General features: G+C 70.9%; 21 protein-coding genes. 8 read left to right on the forward strand and 13 right to left on the reverse strand.

Going from position 1 to position 18,864, the window contains the following annotated elements; genetic code table 11:
- Positions 1 to 78 precede the first annotated feature (78 nt).
- Positions 79 to 333, forward strand: coding sequence for a WhiB family transcriptional regulator (locus tag B0I31_RS04240; protein ID WP_053719541.1), 255 nt, complete (start codon positions 79 to 81; stop codon positions 331 to 333).
- Between the two features lie 134 nt (positions 334 to 467).
- Here B0I31_RS04240 and B0I31_RS04245 read toward each other — a convergent pair whose 3' ends face one another.
- A complete protein-coding gene (locus tag B0I31_RS04245) occupies positions 468 to 1,946 on the reverse strand; it encodes a PAS domain-containing sensor histidine kinase (RefSeq protein WP_106613907.1) in 1,479 nt (492 codons plus the stop codon).
- On the reverse strand, positions 1,947 to 2,162 hold the full coding sequence (locus tag B0I31_RS04250) for a biotin/lipoyl-binding carrier protein (protein WP_106613908.1): 216 nt from the start codon (positions 2,160 to 2,162) through the stop codon (positions 1,947 to 1,949). It lies immediately after the preceding gene.
- A gap of 107 nt (positions 2,163 to 2,269) precedes the next feature.
- On the opposite strand from B0I31_RS04250, the gene B0I31_RS43040 reads away from it, so the two are divergent.
- Complete coding sequence (locus tag B0I31_RS43040) at positions 2,270 to 2,344, forward strand: 50S ribosomal protein bL37 (protein ID WP_096498094.1); 75 nt, start codon at positions 2,270 to 2,272, stop codon at positions 2,342 to 2,344.
- A 94-nt stretch (positions 2,345 to 2,438) separates the two neighbouring features.
- Here B0I31_RS43040 and rsrA read toward each other — a convergent pair whose 3' ends face one another.
- Positions 2,439 to 2,753: a mycothiol system anti-sigma-R factor gene (rsrA, locus tag B0I31_RS04260; RefSeq protein ID WP_073891342.1), complete on the reverse strand. Its 315-nt coding sequence runs from the start codon at positions 2,751 to 2,753 to the stop codon at positions 2,439 to 2,441.
- Positions 2,750 to 3,376 (reverse strand): sigma-70 family RNA polymerase sigma factor, encoded by a 627-nt coding sequence (locus tag B0I31_RS04265; protein ID WP_106613909.1) that lies wholly within the window; start codon positions 3,374 to 3,376, stop codon positions 2,750 to 2,752. Before B0I31_RS04265 ends, rsrA begins: the two co-directional genes overlap by 4 nt.
- A 214-nt stretch (positions 3,377 to 3,590) precedes the next feature.
- On the opposite strand from B0I31_RS04265, the gene ybaK reads away from it, so the two are divergent.
- Positions 3,591 to 4,067: a Cys-tRNA(Pro) deacylase gene (gene ybaK / locus B0I31_RS04270; RefSeq protein WP_106613910.1), complete on the forward strand. Its 477-nt coding sequence runs from the start codon at positions 3,591 to 3,593 to the stop codon at positions 4,065 to 4,067.
- A 9-nt stretch (positions 4,068 to 4,076) separates the two neighbouring features.
- Here the strand turns inward: ybaK and B0I31_RS04275 are convergent, their stop codons facing one another.
- Both B0I31_RS04275 and B0I31_RS04280 read right to left on the reverse strand, forming a co-directional pair.
- Entirely contained in the window at positions 4,077 to 4,691 is a 615-nt protein-coding gene (locus B0I31_RS04275; RefSeq protein ID WP_106613911.1) for an alpha/beta hydrolase family protein, read from the reverse strand.
- Positions 4,688 to 5,449 (reverse strand): SOS response-associated peptidase, encoded by a 762-nt coding sequence (locus B0I31_RS04280; RefSeq protein WP_106614043.1) that lies wholly within the window; start codon positions 5,447 to 5,449, stop codon positions 4,688 to 4,690. The genes B0I31_RS04275 and B0I31_RS04280 overlap by 4 nt, the downstream gene beginning before the upstream one ends.
- A gap of 101 nt (positions 5,450 to 5,550) precedes the next feature.
- On the opposite strand from B0I31_RS04280, the gene aroA reads away from it, so the two are divergent.
- The 3 genes from aroA to B0I31_RS04295 all read left to right on the forward strand — a co-directional run bounded on the left by aroA (position 5,551) and on the right by B0I31_RS04295 (position 8,408).
- The gene (gene aroA / locus B0I31_RS04285) at positions 5,551 to 6,825 is read left to right on the forward strand and encodes a 3-phosphoshikimate 1-carboxyvinyltransferase (RefSeq protein ID WP_106613912.1); all 1,275 of its coding nucleotides are present in this window, start codon (positions 5,551 to 5,553) and stop codon (positions 6,823 to 6,825) included.
- A gap of 1 nt (position 6,826) precedes the next feature.
- The gene (gene rsgA / locus B0I31_RS04290) at positions 6,827 to 7,837 is read left to right on the forward strand and encodes a ribosome small subunit-dependent GTPase A (protein ID WP_106613913.1); all 1,011 of its coding nucleotides are present in this window, start codon (positions 6,827 to 6,829) and stop codon (positions 7,835 to 7,837) included.
- 202 nt (positions 7,838 to 8,039) lie between these two features.
- The gene (locus B0I31_RS04295; RefSeq protein WP_181319972.1) at positions 8,040 to 8,408 is read left to right on the forward strand and encodes a VOC family protein; all 369 of its coding nucleotides are present in this window, start codon (positions 8,040 to 8,042) and stop codon (positions 8,406 to 8,408) included.
- Positions 8,409 to 8,419: 11 nt separating this feature from the next.
- On the opposite strand, the gene B0I31_RS04300 is transcribed toward B0I31_RS04295, so the two are convergent.
- The 3 genes from B0I31_RS04300 to B0I31_RS04310 are packed head-to-tail and all read right to left on the reverse strand — an operon-like array spanning position 8,420 to position 10,963.
- Entirely contained in the window at positions 8,420 to 8,911 is a 492-nt protein-coding gene (locus tag B0I31_RS04300; RefSeq protein WP_106613914.1) for a DUF6912 family protein, read from the reverse strand.
- Entirely contained in the window at positions 8,908 to 10,284 is a 1,377-nt protein-coding gene (locus B0I31_RS04305) for a WS/DGAT/MGAT family O-acyltransferase (RefSeq protein ID WP_106613915.1), read from the reverse strand. The genes B0I31_RS04300 and B0I31_RS04305 overlap by 4 nt, the downstream gene beginning before the upstream one ends.
- Positions 10,285 to 10,294: 10 nt before the next feature.
- Positions 10,295 to 10,963 (reverse strand): phosphotransferase, encoded by a 669-nt coding sequence (locus tag B0I31_RS04310; RefSeq protein WP_106613916.1) that lies wholly within the window; start codon positions 10,961 to 10,963, stop codon positions 10,295 to 10,297.
- Positions 10,964 to 11,026: 63 nt separating this feature from the next.
- Here B0I31_RS04310 and B0I31_RS04315 point away from each other — a divergent pair, with 63 nt between their 5' ends.
- Entirely contained in the window at positions 11,027 to 11,773 is a 747-nt protein-coding gene (locus B0I31_RS04315) for a TrmH family RNA methyltransferase (protein WP_425444344.1), read from the forward strand.
- Between the two features lie 301 nt (positions 11,774 to 12,074).
- Here the strand turns inward: B0I31_RS04315 and B0I31_RS04320 are convergent, their stop codons facing one another.
- Positions 12,075 to 12,485 carry an HAD-IA family hydrolase gene (locus B0I31_RS04320; protein ID WP_106613917.1) on the reverse strand — a complete coding sequence of 137 codons (411 nt, stop codon included), beginning with the start codon at positions 12,483 to 12,485 and terminating at the stop codon, positions 12,075 to 12,077.
- Positions 12,486 to 12,542: 57 nt separating this feature from the next.
- Here B0I31_RS04320 and B0I31_RS39870 point away from each other — a divergent pair, with 57 nt between their 5' ends.
- A complete protein-coding gene (locus B0I31_RS39870; protein WP_146173719.1) occupies positions 12,543 to 12,932 on the forward strand; it encodes an Rv3235 family protein in 390 nt (129 codons plus the stop codon).
- A gap of 750 nt (positions 12,933 to 13,682) precedes the next feature.
- Here B0I31_RS39870 and secA read toward each other — a convergent pair.
- From secA to B0I31_RS04335, 3 genes are all read right to left on the reverse strand, one after another.
- On the reverse strand, positions 13,683 to 16,553 hold the full coding sequence (secA, locus tag B0I31_RS04325; protein WP_106613918.1) for a preprotein translocase subunit SecA: 2,871 nt from the start codon (positions 16,551 to 16,553) through the stop codon (positions 13,683 to 13,685).
- A 501-nt stretch (positions 16,554 to 17,054) separates the two neighbouring features.
- Complete coding sequence (gene hpf, locus B0I31_RS04330) at positions 17,055 to 17,747, reverse strand: ribosome hibernation-promoting factor, HPF/YfiA family (RefSeq protein WP_106613919.1); 693 nt, start codon at positions 17,745 to 17,747, stop codon at positions 17,055 to 17,057.
- Between the two features lie 430 nt (positions 17,748 to 18,177).
- A complete protein-coding gene (locus B0I31_RS04335) occupies positions 18,178 to 18,798 on the reverse strand; it encodes a ComF family protein (RefSeq protein WP_106614046.1) in 621 nt (206 codons plus the stop codon).
- Between the last annotated feature and the right edge of the window lie 66 nt (positions 18,799 to 18,864).

Consider the following 18,864-nt stretch of genomic DNA (forward strand, 5'->3'; position numbering starts at 1 on the left):
AAGCATTCACAAGCACCCCAAAACCGACCGCTGACGAGTGGCGCGCCTTCGCGCGCGCCTAGCTGAGGAGTAGTTCCAATGGACTGGCGCCACCGCGCGATCTGCCGCGACGAGGACCCCGAGCTGTTCTTCCCCGTGGGGAACAGCGGTCCTGCGCTCCTGCAGATCGCCGAGGCGAAGACCGTCTGCCGCCGCTGCCCCGTCGTCTCCGACTGCCTCTCGTGGGCGCTCGAGAGCGGCCAGGACGCCGGCGTGTGGGGCGGGATGAGCGAAGACGAGCGTCGCGCCCTCAAGCGCCGCAACGCTCGCACCCGGGCTCGCAGCAACGCCTGAGAGCTGCCTTCGAGCAAGCACACGAAAGGCCCGACACCGTGCCAGGTGTCGGGCCTTTCGCTTGTGTTGCACACCCTCCCGCATGACCACGTGACTCCGCTGAGGTAGGTCGTCACGTGTGCACGGGGAGCAGTCTAACGCCGCGCTCTGAGGGGTACGCGCAGGACCGCCTCTGTACCGCCTCGGGGCCGCCGCCGCAAGCTCAACGAGCCCCTGAGTTCGGACTCCACCAGCGTCCGGACGATCTGCAGCCCGAGCCGGTCGGTGCGCTCCAGCGAGAAGCCCTGCGGCAGGCCGCGGCCGTCGTCCGAGATCACCACGTCCAGCCACTTCGCCGAGCGCTCGGCGTGCACGACCACCTCACCGCGCTGGCCGGCCGCGTAGGCGTGCTCGAACGCGTTCTGCACGAGTTCGGTCAGCACCATCACCAGCGGGGTCGCCAGCTCGGCGGGCACGATGCCGAACGGCCCCTCGCGGCGCACCACCACCTGCGACTCGGTCGCGGCCACGTCCGACATCATCGGGATGACCTTGTCCACCACGTCGTCCAGGTCCACCCGCTCGTCCACCGACATGGACAGCGTCTCGTGCACCAGGGCGATGGACGTGACGCGGCGCACCGACTCGGCCAGCGCCTCGCGCGCCTCCTCGCTGCTGGTCCGGCGGCTCTGCAGGCGCAGCAGCGCGGCCACCGTCTGCAGGTTGTTCTTCACCCGGTGGTGGATCTCGCGGATCGTCGCGTCCTTCGACATCAGGGCGCGGTCGCGGCGCCGGACCTCGGTGACGTCCCGGCACAGCACCAGCGCGCCCGCCGCGCTGCCGCGGGGGCGCAGCGGCAGGGCGCGGAACAGGACCGCCGCACCGCGACGCGACTCGGCTTCGATGCGCATCGAGGGGTGGCCGTCCAGGGCCGCCCGGATGCGCTGCGCGACCTCGGTGGCGTCGAACGGGTCGCCGATGAGGGACCGGGTCAGCGGGGCCAGGTGCACGCCCACCAGGTCGGACGCGTGCCCCATGCGGTGGTAGGCGCTCAGCGCGTTGGGGCTGGCGAACACCACCGCGCCCGAGGCGTCCAGCCGGATCAGGCCGTCACCGACGCGGGGGCTGGTGTGCACGTCCGGGGACGGCTCGGTGGTCGGGAACGTGCCGTCCGAGATCATCTGGCACAGGTCGGCGGCACTGCCGAGGTAGGAGATCTCCAACGGGCTCGGCACGCGCGGCACGGCCAGGTTCGTGTTGCGGCTGAGCACCGCGATGACCTCGCCCTCCCGCTTGACCGGGATGGCTTCGCGGCGCACCGGCACGCCCAGGTGCCAGCGCGGGTCCTCCTCGCGGCAGATCCGCGCCTCGGTCATGGCCCGGCGCAGCTGGGGGTGCTCCTCGACGTCCACCATGCTGCCGACGACGTCCTCGGGGTGCGCGGTGGGCGCGGTCGTCGGCCGTGCCTGGGCGACGCACAGGAACGTCGTCTCGTCCAGCGGCACCCACATGAGGAAGTCGGCGAAGCTGAGGTCGGACAGCAGCTGCCACTCCGCGACCACCAGTTGCAGGTGGTCGACGGCGCCGCCGGAGAGCTTGGTGTGCTCGGCGAGGAGGTCGGTGAGCGTGGACAGCTACTCCACCACCGCGATGAGGTCGCCCTCCTGGACCACGTCACCGGGGGACACGGCGATGCGGGTGATCCGGCCGGCGCCCTCGGGCAGGACCGGGATCTCCATCTTCATGCTCTCGAGCACCACGACGGTGGTCTCGTGCGTGACCTCGTCACCCTCTTTGACGGCGATCTGGGCCACGTTCGCCACGATCTCGGCCCGGATTTCCTCGGCCATGGTCCTCCTTCGTCCGGGGTCATCCAACCACGATTCAGGCCCGGTGCCGTGCCCAGGTGACCGCGTGACACACTGGGGCGAGGTAGTTCGAGCACTAGGAGAACCCCATGTCGAAGCGTGCCCGCAAGCGCCGCGACCGCAAGAAGGGTGGCGCCAACCACGGGAAGCGCCCCAACGCCTGATCGTCTTCACGGCGTGCGAAGGCCCCGGAGCAACCGCTCCGGGGCCTTCGACTTTCCAGTGCCTTCGTCCGACTTCCGGGGTGACCCCGATCGCTCAGCTGTTCGAGGTCTCGGTCCGGGTCACCGTCGTGGTGACCTCGACCTCCACCGTCGTCTGGTCCGCGGTCTGGTAGAGCCGGGCGCGCAGTCGCCGCCGCAGCTCCTCCGGCGCGTGCTCGCCGCCGCACTTGCGGGCCAGCAGCGCCTTCAGGTGCTCCTCGATGCCGTACTGCTCCAGGCACGGGTGGCACTCCTCCAGGTGGGTCTGGAGCAGTTCCTTGCGCTTCTGGTCGCACTCGTGGTCGAGGAACAGGTAGACCTCGGACAGGACCTCGGAGCAGTCCGTCTCGTGCGGTTTGCCGCAGCTCATCGGCCCGCCACCTCCTGGTGGCCGTCGCGGATGATGCCGCGCTCGCGTGCGGTGTCCGCCAACTGGTCGCGAAGCTGCCTGCGGCCCCGGTGCAACCGGGACATCACGGTGCCGATGGGGGTGCCCATGATGTCTGCGATCTCCTTGTAGGCGAAGCCCTCCACGTCCGCGAGGTACACCGCGATCCGGAACTCCTCCGGCAGTCGCTGCAAGGCTTCCTTGACGTCTGAGTCCGGCAGCCGGTCCATCGCCTCGACCTCCGCCGACCGCAGCCCGGTCGACGTGTGGCTCTCCGCCTGCGCCAGCTGCCAGTCGGTGATCTCGTCCGTGGGCTGCTGGATCGGCTGGCGCTGCTTCTTGCGGTAGCCGTTGATGTAGGTGTTGGTGAGGATGCGGTACAGCCAGGCCTTGAGGTTCGTGCCCTGCGAGAAGGACGCGAACGCCGCGTAGGCCTTGAGGTAGGTCTCCTGGACCAGGTCCTCGGCATCGGCCGGGTTGCGGGTCATCCGCAGGGCCGCCGAGTACAACTGGTCGAGCATCGGCATCGCGTCGCGTTCGAACCTGGCGGCGCGCTCGGCCGTTGTCTCGTCAGTCGGCGTGTCCTGCGTTCGCGTGGCTGGCACCGCGCTCCCTTCCCACCTGCTGGTCAGCGCGGTGGCCGGTACTGTCTGGGACGCAGTCGAGGATACGCGGCGGTCTCCCGGTCGGCAGTGAGCGGAGCCACGCGGAGGCCGCGCCTTGACCTGCCTGCCGACCTGCTGATCCATCACCTCGGTAGCCACGCTCCTGGCAACGCGACGGCCCCACCGCGCATTCCCTCGGCTATCGTGCGCGATCATGGCCGGTCGAGGGACGCCCGCCACCGCGTTGCTGGACAAGCAGAAGGTGGCCTACGCGCTGCACGCGTACGAGCACGACCCCCGCCACGAGTCGTACGGGCTGGAGGCGGCGGAGGCGTTGGGGATCGCGCCCGAACGGGTGTTCAAGACGCTGGTCGCCGAGGTGGACGGCAAGCTGGCGGTCGGTGTGGTTCCGGTCACCGGCCAGCTGGACCTCAAGGCGCTGGCCGCCGCCGTGGGCGGGAAGAAGGCGAAGATGGCCGACGTCGCGGCGGCCGAGCGCGCCACCGGGTACGTGGCGGGCGGCATCTCGCCGTTGGGGCAGAAGAAGCGGCTGCCGGTGGCGGTGGACGCGTCGGCGGAGGGTTTCGAGACCGTGTACTGCTCGGCCGGACGGCGCGGGCTCGAGGTCGAGATCGCACCGGAAGACCTGGTCAGGCTCACGCAGGCGGTCGTGGCGCCGATCTCGGCCTGAGGCCGGTGGTCAGACTTCGAGCGGGCGCAGCACCCGGTCCAGCCACTCACTGACGGTACGGCCCACGGCGGCCACGTCGGCCTTGAGGTTGTGGTCGCCGGGCAGCAGCACGACGTCGCGGTGGTGCGCCGCCTGGGGCCGGCCGAACGGGTCGTTCTCGCCCTGCACGACCAGCGTGGCCACCTCGACGCCGTCCAGCTCGCCGATCCGGGACTTCTCCGGCTTGCCCGGCGGGTGCACCGGGAACGCCAGGCACAGCACGGCCACCGCCTGGCCCTCCGACGACGTCCGGCACGCCACCCGCGCGCCGGACGACCTGCCGCCGAACAGCAGCGGCAGGTCGTCGAACCACGTCGCGCCCAGCTCGTCGGCCACCGCCAGCCACGCCGCGTCGAGCTGCTTGGCGGGCGCGGGCGCACGGCGGCCGGCCACCCGGTAAGGCTGCTCGACCAGCGCCACGTGCACGCCGACGTCCACCGCCGCACGGGTCGCCGCCACCAGGTCGGGCGCGGCGATCCCGCCACCCGCGCCGTGACCGAGCAGCAGCGCGGCACGGCTCTCGGAGGCGCAGTGCAACTCGGCCCGCGCGGGGCCGTACGGGGTTTCGACCACCCGCGAGGTCATGTCAGCTCGAACAAGGTGGGCTCCGGCTTCTCGGACTCCCCCAGCGCGACCGCTTCCATCAACGACGGGTCGTTGTTCTTGATGCTGTTGACCTTCATCGACACCGGGCGCAGCTCCAGCGCGTTCACCAGGTCCAGGTCGGGCTGGAGCAGGCTCTTCGGGTCGGCGTTGTCCGGGTCGAGCCACGCCGCCCAACGGTCCTCCGGCAGCACCAGCGGCATCCGGTGGTGCACGGAGGTCATCTCGCCGATCGCGTCCGTGGTCAGCACGGCGCACGTGATGATCGGCTTGCGCTCGTCGCCCTCCTGCTGCCACCACACCGACCAGATGCCGGCCATGGCGATGCTGGAGTCGTCGCCCGGGTTGATGAAGTACGGCTGCTTGCGGCCCTCGCCCGGCTGCCACTCGTACCAGCCCGCGGCCGGGACGATGCACCGCCGCTTGGCCGCCGAGTCGCGGTAGGCGGGCTTGTCCAGCACGCTCTCCGCCCGCGCGTTGATCATCTTGGCGGCGCCGGACAGGTCCTTGGCCCAGTGCGGCACCAGGCCCCAGCGCATCACGCGGACGCTGCGCTCGGTGGTGTCCGGGTCGGGGTTGCCCTCGTCGTCACGCGGGTGCCGCTCGACCACGGCGAGCACCTGCTTGGTCGGCGCGACGTTGTAGTCCGGGCCGGGCGCGCCGCCCTCGGTGCCGTCGACCGCGTCGAACTCCGCCGCGAGCAGCGCCGGGTTCTTGGTGGACGCGTACCTGCCGCACACACCGATCACCTCTCCACCGATTACCCTCGGGCGGAACCAATCGTCGCACGTCGGAAAGCCCGGTGCGAGCTGTCGACCACCCGATGCGGAATCATCAAGCCATGACTCAGCAGTGGTCCGCTCCCACCGCCGACGGCCCGGTCGACGCGACGGTACCCGTGCCCGGCTCCAAGTCGATCACCAACCGGGCGCTCGTGCTCGCCGCCCTGGCCGACCGCGCGTCCACCCTGCACGCGCCGCTGCGCAGCCGGGACACGAACCTGATGGTCGCCGCGCTGCGGTCGCTCGGCGTCGACATCACGGACGGGCCGGACGGGTCCTGGCTGGTCACACCCCACGAGCTGCGCGGGCCGGCGCAGGTCGACTGCGGCCTGGCGGGCACCGTGATGCGGTTCCTGCCGCCGGCCGCCGCGCTCGCGGTCGGCGAGATCACGTTCGACGGCGACCCGCACGCGCGGACCCGGCCGATGACCACGATCCTGGCCGCGCTGCGGGCGCTGGGCGCGGACGTGGCGGGCGACGCGCTGCCGTTCACGCTGCACGGCAAGGGCGGCGTGCCCGGCGGCGAGGTCACCATCGACGCGTCGGCGTCGTCCCAGTTCGTGTCCGGGCTGCTGCTGTCGGGTGCGCGGTACGAGAGCGGCGTGACCGTCCGGCACGACGGAAAGCCGGTCCCGTCGATGCCGCACATCGAGATGACCGTGGCGATGCTGCGCCAGGCCGGTGTCGTGGTGGACGACGCGTCGCCGAACGAGTGGCGGGTCGAGCCGGGCCCGATCGAGGGCCGCGACTGGCACGTCGAGCCGGACCTGTCCAACGCCACGCCTTTCCTGGCGGCGGCGGCCGTGACCGGTGGTCAGGTGACGATCCCCGGCTGGCCTGCCGAGACCACGCAGCCCGGAGGGGCTGCGCGGGACTTGTTCGAGCGCATGGGGTGCGAGGTGACGCTGACCGACGCGGGCCTGGTGCTGCGCGGGCCGGAGCGGTTGACCGGGATCGACGTGGACCTGCGTGACGAGAGCGAGCTGACGCCCACCATCGCGGCCCTGGCGGCGTTGGCCGAGGGGACGACGCGGATCCGCGGTGTCGCGCACATCCGCGGCCACGAGACCGACCGGCTCGCCGCGCTCGTCACCGAGATCAACCGGCTCGGCGGCGACGCGTCGGAGACCGAGGACGGCTTGATCATCAAGCCCCGGCCGCTGCACGGCGAGCTGTGGCGCGCGTACGCCGACCACCGGATGGCCACCGCGGGCGCGATCATCGGCCTGGTCGTCGACGGCGTGTCGGTGGACGACATCGGCTGCACCACGAAGACGCTGCCCGACTTCCCGGGCATGTGGGCGGCCGCGCTGTCGTTGCCGGGGGCGCGCTGACGTGGCACGCGGCGACTGGCGGCGGTTGGACGAGTCCGACGTGCGGGTGCGGCCGGGCAAGGGGACCCGGCCGCGCAGCAAGCGCAGGCCCGAGCACGCGGACGCGGTGCCCGCCATGGTCGTCGGCGTGGACCGGGGGCGGTGGACGTGCGCGCTCTCGGCCGACCCGGCGCGGCTGGTCGTCGCCATGCGGGCCCGGGAACTCGGCCGCACGCCGGTCGTCGTGGGTGACCAGGTGGGGTTGGTGGGCGACACGTCCGGGCAGCCGGACACGTTGGCGCGGATCGTGCGGGTGGAGGAGCGGCGCAGCGTGCTGCGGCGCACGGCGGACGACACGGACCCGTTCGAGCGGGTGGTGGTGGCCAACGCCGAGCAGCTGGTGATCGTGTCGGCGCTGGCCGACCCGCAGCCGCGCCGGGGTTTCATCGACCGCTGCCTGGTGGCCGCGTACGCGGGCGGGCTGGAACCGCTGCTGTGCCTGACGAAGTCGGACCTGGCGCCACCGGACGACCTGGTCGCCGCGTACGCGGAGCTGGACCTGCCGGTGGTCGTGACGCGGTCCGACCAGGACCCGGAGGAGCTGCGGGCGCGGCTGGTGCACCGGCTGTCGGCGTTGATCGGGCACTCGGGCGTGGGCAAGTCGACGTTGGTGAACAAGCTGGTGCCGGACGCCCACCGGGCGGTGGGCGTGGTGAGCGGTGTGGGCAAGGGCCGCCACACGTCCACGCAGACCGTGGCGCTGCCCCTGCCCGAGGGCGGGTGGGCGGTGGACACCCCCGGCATCCGGTCGTTCGGCCTGGCGCACATCACGCCGGACGACATCGTCGGCGCGTTCCCGGACATGAAGGCGATGGCCGAGGAGTGCCCGTCCGGCTGCGGCCACCTGGGCGCCCCCGACGACCCGGACTGCATGCTGGACGACCTGGTCCGCTCGGGTGACGCCTCCCCCGGCCGCCTGGCCTCCCTGCGCCGCCTCCTCTCCTCCCGCGGCAAGCTGGAGGAATACGACTAACCCCGCGAGTCGTACGTTCAGGTCCCGAGAGTCGTACGTTCAGGACCCCTGAGTTCAACGCTCAGAACACGTCGGTCGTTCGTGGGGCGCAGCGGAGCGTCACGGCGACGCGGCCGGGTGCGTGCTCTTGTTGACCGGATCGGGTGGCGAGGTGACCCCGTCCATGGGCTCGCCACGGCCGGCGGTAGTACGGTGACCGGCCGTGGCGAAGGTGACTGGCATCGGCGGCGTGTTCCTGCGCGCCCGCAACCCCGACCGGATGGCCGAGTGGTACCGCAAGCACCTCGGCGTGCCGATGAGCGACGGCGGCGCCATCACGTTCCACTGGGGCGAGGCCGAGACCACGACGTTCGCGTTGTTCGCCAACGACACCGACTACTTCGGCGAGCCCGGCCAGCGCGCCATGATCAACCTCCGGGTCGACGACCTGACCGAGCTGCTGGCCCAGCTGCGCAGCCGGGGCGTCGAGGTGCTGCCGCAGACCGAGGACTCCGAGTACGGCCGGTTCGGGTGGTGCGTCGACCCCGAGGGCAACCGCATCGAGCTCTGGCAGCCCGCGGCGGGCATGTAGGCGCCCCGGTGCTACATCAGCTCCAGCAGGAACGGCAGCTCCTGGGGGGCGTACCAGGCCAGCTCGTGATCCTCCGCCCCGCCCAGCGCGAACTCCGCGTCCGGATCACCCAGGTCCGCCGCGTCGATGACCTCCGCCGCCGCACGCACGTCGTCCTCGGCCTCCAGCGTGTCCAGGTGGATCGCGGCGATCGCCTTCACCGGCACCGGACCCGACAGCTTCACCACCGAGAAGTCCAGGTCCGGCCGCAGCTTCACGTCCTCGACGTCCGCCGACACCACCGCCCGTCGCGGCACGGCCTTCTCGTCACCCGAGATCAACCGGAGCGAGCCGCGAGCCGCGTCGAGCATGGCCGAGTACTCCAGCTCCTCCGCGTCACCGGTCGCGTACGACTCGCGCAACGCGGGCGTCAGGGCGAACCCCGTCCCGCCCACCGGCACGAACTCGCCGTTCTCCACCAAGTCGCGCAACATCGCGACGGTCGCCGGGAGGTACACCCTCATGCGGACACCGTTCCCATCAGTTCCTCCACCGACTCCTCGACCATCGCCGCCAACACGTCCACATCGGACATCGCGTCACGATCGGCGTTCAACCCGAAGTACACGCCACCGTCATAAGACGTCACACCGATCGACAACGCCTGGTTCTTCGCCAGCGGCACGACCGGGAACATCTCGATCATCTTCGCCCCCGCCGCGTACAACGGCACCTGGGGCCCTGGCACGTTCGTCACCACGACGTTGAACAACCGCCGCGAGAACGACGACGCCGCCCGCGCGCCCAACGCGTGCAACGTCGGCGGCGCGAAGCCGGAGAACCGCACCAGCGTCTGAGCCGCCACCGACTGCCCCGACTCCTGGTGCGCGCGCATCGCGTGCGACACGTGGTGCAGCCGCACGACCGGGTTCGCCTCGCCCACCGGCAGGTCGACCAGGTACGCCGACACCTGGGTCTCGTCGTCGCGCACCGACATCGGCGTCATCGCCCGGATCGTGGTCCCCGCCGAGACGACCTCGCCGCGAGACAGCAGCCAGTTCCGCAGCGCACCGGACAGCACCGCGAGCACGCCGTCGTTGACCGTGCCGCCGTGCGCCCGCCGGATCTCGCGCAGCACGTCCAGCCGCGTCCGCGCCACCGCGAACCGCCGCTGCGGCGAGATCCGCACGTTCAACGGGCTGCCGGGCGCGGGCGTCGCGGCGGTCCGCACCGCGGACGCCAACCCGCCGAACACCCCGGCGACCTTCCGCACCGTCGCCACCGTGTCCATCGCCGCCGAACGGACGTTCTCGACCACCTCGCCCGGCCGCTGCACGGCCTCGGCGACCGCGTCGGCCACCAGCTGCAACCCGCTCGGCTCCGGCGACGGCATCCACAACGACTCCACCGGCGGCCGGGGCGTGGCGGACACGTCCAGCATCACCTGCCCGATCTCCGGCGCTCCGATGCCGTCCACCATCGCCTGGTGCGTCTTGGTGATCACCGCGGTCCGGTTCCGGGCCAGGCCCTCGACCAGGTAGATCTCCCACAACGGCCGGGTGTGGTCGAGCGGGCGGGACATCAGCCGGGCAACCAGGTCGTGCAACTGCTGGTCGCTGCCCGGTTTCGGCAACGCCGACCGCCGCACGTGGTAGGTGACGTCGAAGTCCGCGTCGTCCACCCACACCGGACGCGCGAGCCGCCCCGGCACGTGCACGACCTTCTGCCGGTACCGGGGCACCAGCGACAGCCGCTGCTCGATCAGGTCGACCAGCCGGTCGTAGTCGAAGCCCGTGCGCGGCCGCCGGAACACCGCCACCCCACCGACGTGCATCGGCGTCGTGGAGTCCTCCAGGTACAGGAACGAGGCGTCCAGCGCGGACAGGCGGTCGGGCATGCGGTCCAGGCTAGTCGCTGCAGTCGCGCACGAGCCTGCGCACGGCGCTGACCTCGGCTTCGTCGCGCTCGTGCCGGGCCAGCCTGATCGCCGCCGCCGCCGGCATCGCGCGCCGTGCCTCGACCCGCACCGAGACGTCGACCCCGGACAGGAACCCGCGCACCATCCGCGACCGGGCGAGCCGCTTGAACGGTCGCAGCGGCGCCACCGCGATCGCCAGCCAGCTCAGCGCCACGTCGATCTTCCGCTCGCCCTTGCCCGCACTGCCCCAGTCCACGACGACCGCGCCCTCGGGGCCCATCACGACGTTGCCGGGGTGCAGGTCGAGGTGCAGCAGGCCACCGTCACCGTTGAGGAACCCCGGTGCTGGCACCCGGTCCAGCTTGCCGTGCAGCTCGGCCAGCTCACGGCCCAGCGCGCCCGCGCGCCACGGCTTGGCGTCCAACTCCTGCGACATGCGCGGGCCGGGGACGTACTCCATGACCAGGTCGGTCTCCGAGGCGTGCGCCACCCTCGGCACCGGTATGCCGTGCCGGCGCAGGTAGCGCATCAGCTCGGCCTCGGGGCCCGGGTCGCGGCCCGTGCGGCTGCGTTTGACCAGCATGCCGTCAGGACGCAGGTAGACGTCCGCCTCCCGGCCGCTGGCCAGCAGGCGGTGCGCCTCGTCGCGCGTTGCCATGTGACGATCATCATGATTGACAGCGGGAAAACAAGCCCCAAACGGGTAGAGGACACTTGCTCCGTGGATGTGTCACCCAAGGACAAGTTCGTCACCGTGTACGGCCGCAAGCCCGTGCTGGAGGCGTTGGACGACCCCCGGCTCGAGGTCGACAAGGTCGTGCTCGCCGACACGGCCCGCGGCGCCGCCGCCCGGGAGATCCTGGACGCGGCCGGTCGGCGCGGCGTCGCGGTGCAGCGGGCGTCCGCGCAGCGGGTCAAGGTGCTGGCCGGGAACGGCAAGCAGGACCAGGGCGTGCTGGCGGACGTCGTCGCGCCGCGGATGCGTCCGCTCTCGGTCGGGCTGGCCGAGCGGCCGCGAGGTGTGCTGGTGCTCGACGGGATCACCACGCCGGCGAACGTCGGCATGATCCTGCGCACGGCGACGGCGGCCGGGATGGACGGCATCGTCGTGCCGCGGCGCGGGGTGGCGTCGATCGACCCGATGGTGGTCAAGGCGTCGGCCGGGGTCGCGTTCCGGGCGCCCGTGCTGCGGTGTGCGACGGCGGCGGAGGCCGTGGCCGAGTTGCGGGGGGCCGGGTACCCGGTCTTCGCGCTGGACGCCCAGGCCCGGTCGTCGGTGTACACGGCGGAGCTGCCGGCGCGGGCGGCGTTCGTGCTGGGCAGTGAGACGGCGGGCATCTCGGACGACGTGCGGCCGCACGTGACCGGGTGGCTGTCGATCCCGATGGCGGCGGGGGTGGAGTCGCTGAACGTGGCCAGCGCGGCGGCCGTGCTGTGCTTCGAGGTGGTCCGCCGCCGAACGGCCTAGATCTGGCTCTTGTCCTGGTTGCGCAGCGCGGGTGCCGGAGGGCCGCTCCGACACCCGCGCTGCCTGACCCGGCTGGTCGGCGGCTCACCACAGCCACCCGACGCGGTACCCGTCGGGCCGTCCCGACCAGCCCTCGACGTCCCGCACCCACGCCCCTCGTACGGCATCGGGTGCGGAACAGCAGCACGCGGTCGTGCTGTTCAGGCGTGATGTTCGTCGGCAGCGCTCAGAACGTACGGAGCAGGTGGAGTGAGCGGCAATTCACCGCCCAGGTGTATTCGCGGTCGCCGTTCGTGGTCGATTAACCCCGCAGGGGGACTTGGAGCAGAATTTCCAGTTCCTCGAGCGTGGATCGCACCGACTGGTGGTGCACACCGACCATTCCGGCTGCTGCGGCGCCCCTGACGTTGACCGCGAGGTCGTCCACGAAGACGCAGTCGCGGGTCGGGAGGCCGAGCCGTTCGGCGGCGAGCAGGTAGATGCGGCGGTCGGGTTTGGCCATACCGACCTCGCCGGAGGTGATGACGACGTCGAACAGGTCCTCCCACCCCGCCGGCGGACGCCACAGGAAGTCGGCGTTGGACAGCATGGCGGTGAGGATGCCCTGGTGGCGGGCTTGGCGCGTGGCCACGAGCAGGGGCGGTTCGGTGGCCGCGTGGTCGTCACCGAGGTCCGTCAGGACGCCGCCGAAGTCGAGAACCAGTCCCCGCACCGTTCCTCCATCGGGTGATCTTGGTACGAAACCCCGGCTGTGCGCCCTCGGTTCAGCATGCCACCTCAACTCCGCACCCTGTCGTCCACGAAGCCCACCACCACCGACAACCCGTCCCCGGAACCACCGAGCTCCCCCACCCCACCACCGCCCGCCACCCCGCTGGACGCCCGCCACTTCCTGTTCCCGCTGGTGGAAGCCCTGAGCGGCCGCCGCCCACCCCGCCAGCTAGCCGCCACCTTCACCCCCCGCGCCCTGACCACCGTGACCGAAGCCGCCACCCCGACCCAAACCCGGCTGGGCCGCTACCGCCTGTGCCACGTGTCACCGGACGCCGCGGAACTGGCCGGCACCCTCCACCTGCCAACCAAAGTCCGAGCCTTCGCCGCCCGCGTAGAACGCCGAGGCTCCCGCTGGCACTGCACCGAATTCCACCTGCTCCCCTGACCCCACCCGGGCGGGGCCAACCAACCCACCCCAGCCCCGCCCCACCCACTAACACGATCGAGTGACATTCCCCCAAAAATGTACGGAAACACTGTTCTCGTACCTCGGTTGATCAAGACGGACCCCGCAACCACCCCGACTACCCAAAACCACCCGCCCACCCCACCCCGACACTCCCCTCCCGCCGCAGGACAGACACGAAAGGAACACCCGCCACCCCCGAGTACGCACACCGGGCCCACCAACCCACCCGACCACGCTGCGACGCGGACCGCGACCGCTCGCGGGGACGGACGCTGGGGTCGGGCCACGCCGGGCGTGTCCGGTGCGCGAGGTAGCGGCCGGACGAGCCACACGGCGCAGCCTGCGGCGGCGGTCTGGGTCCACCGCCGGGTGGGCCCAGACCGGTCGAGTCGCGAGGTGTCGGGCGTGGCGTGCACGAGCACGCGCGGGGCGACCGTGAGACGGCTCAGATGAGCGGCGAGGCGGCAGGCGGCGGGTGTGGGGGCCGGGGGCGCGTCCGGAGTTTGAGGGCCGGGTACCGAGGGCCCACGGAGTGAGGAGCGCGTGCCGAGGGCCGGTGGCGGGCGCGGGGGTGTGAGCGGGCGCGGGGTGTGGGCGCGAGTTCGGGTGCCGGGGGCGGGTGGGAGGGCGAGGAGACCGCAGGGGACGGGGTGGGGGGTGAAAGCGGAAGCGGGCCGCCGATGGTGTCGGTGGCCCGCTTCCGGTGGGTTCCAGGTTGGGGTTTGGTTACTGGCGGGGGCCCTTGCGTTGGCCCTTGGCCTGGGCGCGGGCGGCGGCGCGACGTTCTTTTCGGGTGCCGCCCTGCTGGGAGCCGCCCTGTTGGGGGGTGTTGCCGGTGGTTTCGGCGTCGCCGCTTTCCGACGGGCCCGTGTAGGTCAGGCCCTGCTGGGCGCGGCCGTCCAGGCCCTTGCCCCGGAGGGCCGGGGGGATGGCGTTGCCGCTCTGCAGTTGCGCCAGCGCCGGGCCGGCGGGGGCCTGGTTGGCGTCCGACTGCTGCTGCGCGGCAGCCGCGGCGGCGGCGCGGGCCCGGGCTCGGCTGCCGGCCAGCGGGCCGCCGTTGGAGATCGAGACCTGGACCGGCGGTTCGGCGGCGGGCTCCGGCTCGGCGGCTTCGACCTGCAGGTTGAACAGGAAGCCGACCGTCTCCTCCTTCAGCGCCTCGAGCATGCCGTTGAACATGTCGAAGCCTTCCCGCTGGTACTCGATCAGCGGGTCGCGCTGGGCCATCGCCCGCAGGCCGATGCCCTCCTTCAGGTAGTCCATCTCGTACAGGTGCTCGCGCCACTTGCGGTCGAGCACGGAGAGCAGGACGCGGCGCTCCAGTTCACGCATGGCGCCCGGGCCGACCCGGCCGTCGATGTCCGCCTCACGTGCCTCGTACGCGGCCAGGGCGTCGGCCTGCAGCTTGGCCCTCAGCGCCTCGGCCGAGATGTCCTCTTCCTCTTCGAGGATCTTCTTCGGGTCGAGCGTGATCGGGTACAGCGTCTTGAGCGCCGTCCACAGCTGGTCGAGGTCCCAGTCCTCGGCGTAGCCGTCCGCGGTCGCACCGTCGACGTACGCGCTGACCACGCTGGTGATCATGTGCTCGACCTGGTCGCGCAGGTCCTCGCCGTCGAGCACGCGGCGGCGCTCGGCGTAGATCACCTTGCGCTGCTCGTTCATGACCTCGTCGTACTTGAGGACGTTCTTGCGGATCTCGAAGTTCTGCTGCTCGACCTGCGTCTGCGCGCTGCGGATGGCCCGGGTGACCATCTTGTGCTCGATCGGCACGTCGTCCGGCACCTTCAGCCGGGTCATGACCGTCTCGACCATCGCCGCGTTGAAGCGGCGCATCAGCTCGTCCTTCAGCGACAGGTAGAACCGCGACTCGCCGGGGTCGCCCTGACGACCGGAACGACCGCGCAGCTGGTTGTCGATGCGCCGCGACTCGTGCCGCTCGGTACCCAGCACGTACAGGCCGCCCGCCGCGCGGACCTCTTCGGACTCGGCCTTGACCTCGGCGCTGATCTCCTCGATCAGCTTCGCCCAGGCGGCCTCGTACTCCTCCGGGTTCTCCACCGGGTCCAGGCCGCGTTCGCGCAGCTCGTGGTCGGTGATGATGTCCGGGTTGCCGCCCAGCACGATGTCGGTACCGCGACCGGCCATGTTCGTGGCGACCGTGACGGCGCCCTTGCGGCCCGCCTTGGCGATGATCAGCGCCTCGCGCTCGTGGTGCTTGGCGTTGAGCACCTCGTGCGGGATGCCCTTCTGCACGAGCAGCTTCGACAGGTACTCCGAGCGCTCGACGCTGGTCGTGCCGACCAGCACCGGCTGGCCCTTCTCGTGCCGCTCGGCGATGTCCTCGGCGACCGCCTCGAACTTGGCCTCCTCGGTCTTGTAGACCAGGTCGGACTCGTCCTTGCGCTGCATCGGGCGGTTCGTCGGGATCGGCACGACGCCGAGCTTGTAGGTCTGGTGGAACTCCGCCGCCTCGGTCTCGGCGGTACCGGTCATGCCGCCGAGCTTCGAGTAGAGCCGGAAGTAGTTCTGCAGCGTGATCGTGGCGAGCGTCTGGTTCTCCGCCTTGATCTCGACGCCTTCCTTGGCCTCGATCGCCTGGTGCATGCCCTCGTTGTAACGACGACCGGCCAGCACGCGGCCGGTGAACTCGTCGACGATCATGACCTCACCGTTGCGGACGATGTAGTCCTTGTCCTTGGTGAACAGCTCCTTGGCCTTGATCGCGTTCTGGAAGTAGCCGACCAGCGGGGTGTTGGTCGAGTCGTACAGGTTGTCGATGCCGAGCTGGTCCTCGACGTACTGCACGCCCGCCTCGGTGACGCCGATCGTGCGCTTGCGCTCGTCCACCTCGTAGTGGGTGTCGCGGCGCATCTTCGTGGCCAGCCGCGCGAACTCGACGTACCAGCGCGACGACTGGTCGGCCGGGCCGGAGATGATCAGCGGCGTGCGGGCCTCGTCGATCAGGATCGAGTCGACCTCGTCGACCAGCGCGAAGAAGTGGCCGCGCTGGACCATCTCGTCACGGCTCCAGGCCATGTTGTCGCGCAGGTAGTCGAAGCCGAACTCGTTGTTCGTGCCGTAGGTGATGTCGGCGTTGTAGGCGACGCGGCGCTGCTCGGGCGTCATCTCCGACAGGATCGCGCCAACGGTCAGGCCGAGGAAGCGGTGGATGCGGCCCATCCACTCCGCGTCACGTTTGGCCAGGTAGTCGTTGGTGGTGACGACGTGGACGCCCTCGCCCGCGATGGCGTTCAGGTAGGCGGGCAGCACGGAGGTCAGCGTCTTGCCCTCACCGGTGCGCATCTCGGCGATCTGACCGAGGTGCAGCGCCGCGCCGCCCATCAGCTGGACGTCGAAGTGTCGCTGGCCGAGCGTGCGCTTGGCACCTTCGCGGACGACCGCGAAGGCCTCGGGCAGCAGCTCGTCCAGGGACTCGCCGTCGGCGTAGCGCTTGCGGAACTCCTCGGTCTTCGCGCGCAGCTCCGCATCGGAGAGGTCGACGACGTCGTCTTCGAGGTTGTTGATGTGCGCTGCGATGTTGCGCAGGCGCTTGAGCATCTTGCCCTCGCCAGCGCGGAGCAGTCGGGACAGCACCATCCGGGTCGACCTCATTACCTCATCGCGACGCGCCCGGGGGACGGGCGCCTTCCACAGGGGCTCACCACGGCCATGGCGAGCCTTCACCAACTGCCATCGTAGGCAAGTCGTGAAGGTGTGTGCACAGACACAGGTAGGAACCCGGCCCGAATGGCTCGGCGGGAGGCTCGGACGCGCCTGTCGCAGCGCCCCTGGCAGAGGGTCAAGATCGCGTTGCGTGACCAGGACCGGTAGGTCGTCACCCGGACGGACGTAGAGGACCGGCGCCTGCCGGCTCGCCCGATTTAGAGACAAATCCCACGTCACCCGGCACGCGGTCTTCGACGGACGTCGCAGTGCTCACGGTGACGATTTCGCGATGCCACACCGCTGGTTCGTGATCTATTTTCCGGTGATCACGGTTCCGGGGTGCGGGAAATGGTCCGGGCAACGCAACCCCCGGCGTCCGGGACGCCGGGGGTTGCGGCGAAGTCGAGTGCGGGGACCGTGGTCAGATGGCGCTCAGGCCAACCTGATCACGCCGTAGTCGAACCCCTTTCGGCGGTAGACCACGCTCGGACGGCCGCTGTCGGCGTCGGAGAACAGGTAGAAGTCGTGGCCGACCAGTTCCATCTCGTAGAGGGCCTGGTCGACGGTCATCGGCTTGGCCGTGTGCTCTTTCTCGCGCACGATCTGGCCGGGCAGGTTGTCCTCGATGCCGTCTTCCCAGCGCTGCGCGGGCACTTCCGCCATGCCCTCGTGCGCGGGTTCCGGCTCGGTCGCTTCGAGCACCGCGGTGTGGCCGAGCCACAGGCCCTGTGCCTGGCCGCCGTCGCCGTCCGGGCGGAGGGGGAGCGACTCCGCGAGTCCGCTGGTCGCCTCGGCGACCGACGTCGGGCCGCGTCGCCCGTGGTGCACGCGCCTGCGATCATGAGAGCGCCGCAGCCGGTTCTCGAGCTTGCTCACCGCGGAGTCGAGGGCGGCGTAGAAGTCGCCCGCACATGCTTCGGAACGAATCACCGGACCGCGCCCCTTGCCGGTGATCTCGACCCGCTGGCAGTTCTTGGACTGCCTGCGGTTCGGTTCGTGGAAGAGTTCCACGTCGAAGCGGATGACCTTGCGGTCGTAACGCTCAAGCCTGGCCAGCTTTTCGGCGACGTGAACCCTGTAGTGATCGGGCACCTCGACGTTGCGGCCCTTAACGACGATGTCCATACACGACCTCCCTCGCTTTGCTGCGAGCAATGGCTTTGGATCGCTTGGGCGCCGGACCGCGATCGTCTTCGCGGACTTGTCGCTGAGGGTGGCCCCTCAGCGCCCCACCGGCGCCAGGATCATGGGCTGTTCGCCTCCTCCCCGCGTGCCGGGAACGCTGATAGCGGTGCACGTTAGCCCGGTATTCGCCGCTGCGACAGCCCCCGGGGCGGGGGAACTCCAAGATTTTCTTGTCGTAACACAGAGCGACGAAAATCGCCTCCCGGCGGCACGCCACGCGGGCGCGTTCCATCGCCACCCCGGCCACCGCTCACCCGAACGGCCGAGACCGGCACAGGCACCCGTCGGCAGAGTGGTTGCGTCGAACGGCCTCTGCGCGGGCGTCATAACCGGCCAACGGCCGAGCGTCCCGGGAGGTTCCCGGGCGGATTCACCCGTGTGGGTGGGTTCTGCGTGCGGTGGTCAGGGTGAGCACCGCGGGTACCCGGATTCCGGCCGCTTTCAACACCGAAACGCAGGCTCGTGCCGTCGATCCCGTCGTCACCACGTCATCCAGCAGGACAACCGGTGTTCCCGGTGGTGGCAGGCAATCCGGGACGAGTCGGACACGGCCCGCCAGATTCACCTGCCGGGACGCCGCGTCGAGCCGCGCCGAATCGCGAACTCCTCTCGCGAAGGCGAGCGCGGGCACGGTGGAAAAGCCGGACGCACGTGCCATTCTCAGCACGTGGGAACCGCCGCGGGCACGGGCCGCCGACGCCCGCGACGGCGCCGGCACCAGCCACGGATCGGGCCCCACGCCGGGCAGCCGGGGCACCGCGGCGGCGACCAGCGCACCGAACACGGCCGCCAGTTCACGACGCCCGCGCTCCTTGAACGCCAGCACCAGCTCACGCGCCGCGCCCCCGTACCCGGCCAGCGCGAACACCGGCGGCCCGGTACCGGGTACGCGCTTCGGCATCCCGAAGAGGGCCAGGCAACGACCACAAAGACGCACGCCCCAGGTGCCGCAGCCGGGACAGCGGGGCGGGAACAGCAGGTTGATCAGCATGCCTGCGACGATGCCGGCGACCACCGACAGAACAGGCCCCTCCGCCGAGGTGCGCGCCTTGCACGA

Source organism: Saccharothrix carnea, assembly GCF_003014735.1.
GTDB lineage: Bacteria > Actinomycetota > Actinomycetes > Mycobacteriales > Pseudonocardiaceae > Actinosynnema > Actinosynnema carneum.

What these genes read in the sequence shown, in the direction of transcription:
- B0I31_RS04240 (WP_053719541.1), top strand. Translation starts at nt 79, where the DNA reads ATGGACTGGCGCCACCGCGCGATCTGCCGCGACGAGGACCCCGAGCTG.
- B0I31_RS04250 (WP_106613908.1), bottom strand. Translation starts at nt 2,162, where the DNA reads ATGGCCGAGGAAATCCGGGCCGAGATCGTGGCGAACGTGGCCCAGATC.
- rsrA (WP_073891342.1), bottom strand. Translation starts at nt 2,753, where the DNA reads ATGAGCTGCGGCAAACCGCACGAGACGGACTGCTCCGAGGTCCTGTCC.
- ybaK (WP_106613910.1), top strand. Translation starts at nt 3,591, where the DNA reads ATGGCCGGTCGAGGGACGCCCGCCACCGCGTTGCTGGACAAGCAGAAG.
- B0I31_RS04275 (WP_106613911.1), bottom strand. Translation starts at nt 4,691, where the DNA reads ATGACCTCGCGGGTGGTCGAAACCCCGTACGGCCCCGCGCGGGCCGAG.
- aroA (WP_106613912.1), top strand. Translation starts at nt 5,551, where the DNA reads ATGACTCAGCAGTGGTCCGCTCCCACCGCCGACGGCCCGGTCGACGCG.
- B0I31_RS04300 (WP_106613914.1), bottom strand. Translation starts at nt 8,911, where the DNA reads ATGAGGGTGTACCTCCCGGCGACCGTCGCGATGTTGCGCGACTTGGTG.
- B0I31_RS04305 (WP_106613915.1), bottom strand. Translation starts at nt 10,284, where the DNA reads ATGCCCGACCGCCTGTCCGCGCTGGACGCCTCGTTCCTGTACCTGGAG.
- B0I31_RS04310 (WP_106613916.1), bottom strand. Translation starts at nt 10,963, where the DNA reads ATGGCAACGCGCGACGAGGCGCACCGCCTGCTGGCCAGCGGCCGGGAG.
- B0I31_RS39870 (WP_146173719.1), top strand. Translation starts at nt 12,543, where the DNA reads ATGCCACCTCAACTCCGCACCCTGTCGTCCACGAAGCCCACCACCACC.
- secA (WP_106613918.1), bottom strand. Translation starts at nt 16,553, where the DNA reads ATGGTGCTGTCCCGACTGCTCCGCGCTGGCGAGGGCAAGATGCTCAAG.
- hpf (WP_106613919.1), bottom strand. Translation starts at nt 17,747, where the DNA reads ATGGACATCGTCGTTAAGGGCCGCAACGTCGAGGTGCCCGATCACTAC.
- B0I31_RS04335 (WP_106614046.1), bottom strand. Translation starts at nt 18,798, where the DNA reads ATGCTGATCAACCTGCTGTTCCCGCCCCGCTGTCCCGGCTGCGGCACC.